A 1035-nucleotide genomic window follows, 5' to 3' on the forward strand; every position below is an offset into this window, starting at 1 on the left:
CCTTAACCATAGTTCACCCGTACGCCTCGGTATTCTCTCCCTGACCACCTGAGTCGGTTTAGGGTACGGGCCGCCATGAAACTCGCTAGAGGCTTTTCTCGACAGCATAGGATCATCCACTTCACCACAATCGGCTCGGCATCAGGTCTCAGGCTATGTGCTGTCCGGATTTACCTGGACAACGCCCTACACCCTTACCCCGGGACAACCACCGCCCGGGCTGGACTACCTTCCTGCGTCACCCCATCGCTTACCTACTACAAGTCTGGTTCATCGGCTCCACCACTACCCTCAACTCCGAAGAGATCGGGCCGGCTTCACGGACTTAGCATCGCCTGATTCAGTACTGGGCGTTTCAAAGCGGGTACCGGAATATCAACCGGTTGTCCATCGACTACGCCTGTCGGCCTCGCCTTAGGTCCCGACTTACCCTGGGCAGATCAGCTTGACCCAGGAACCCTTAGTCAATCGGCGCACACGTTTCTCACGTGTGTATCGCTACTCATGCCTGCATTCTCACTCGTGAACCGTCCACAACTCGCTTCCGCGGCTGCTTCACCCGGCACACGACGCTCCCCTACCCATCACAGCGGGCGTTGGCCCTCATGCTGCAATGACACGACTTCGGCGGTACGCTTGAGCCCCGCTACATTGTCGGCGCGGAATCACTAGACCAGTGAGCTATTACGCACTCTTTCAAGGGTGGCTGCTTCTAAGCCAACCTCCTGGTTGTCTCTGCGACTCCACATCCTTTCCCACTTAGCGTACGCTTAGGGGCCTTAGTCGATGCTCTGGGCTGTTTCCCTCTCGACCATGGAGCTTATCCCCCACAGTCTCACTGCCGTGCTCTCACTTACCGGCATTCGGAGTTTGGCTAAGGTCAGTAACCCGGTAGGGCCCATCGCCTATCCAGTGCTCTACCTCCGGCAAGAAACACACGACGCTGCACCTAAATGCATTTCGGGGAGAACCAGCTATCACGGAGTTTGATTGGCCTTTCACCCCTAACCACAGGTCATCCCCCAGGTTTTCAAC

Annotated in this window: 1 rRNA gene; it reads right to left on the reverse strand. The window is 56.8% G+C overall.

Annotated elements, in window-relative coordinates:
* Positions 1 to 1035 (reverse strand): 23S ribosomal RNA (locus ACFWTE_RS30025); the annotation flags it as partial.

Origin of the sequence: Nocardiopsis sp. NPDC058631, assembly GCF_042716955.1 — a bacterium.
In the GTDB taxonomy this organism is placed as follows: Bacteria; Actinomycetota; Actinomycetes; order Streptosporangiales; family Streptosporangiaceae; genus Nocardiopsis.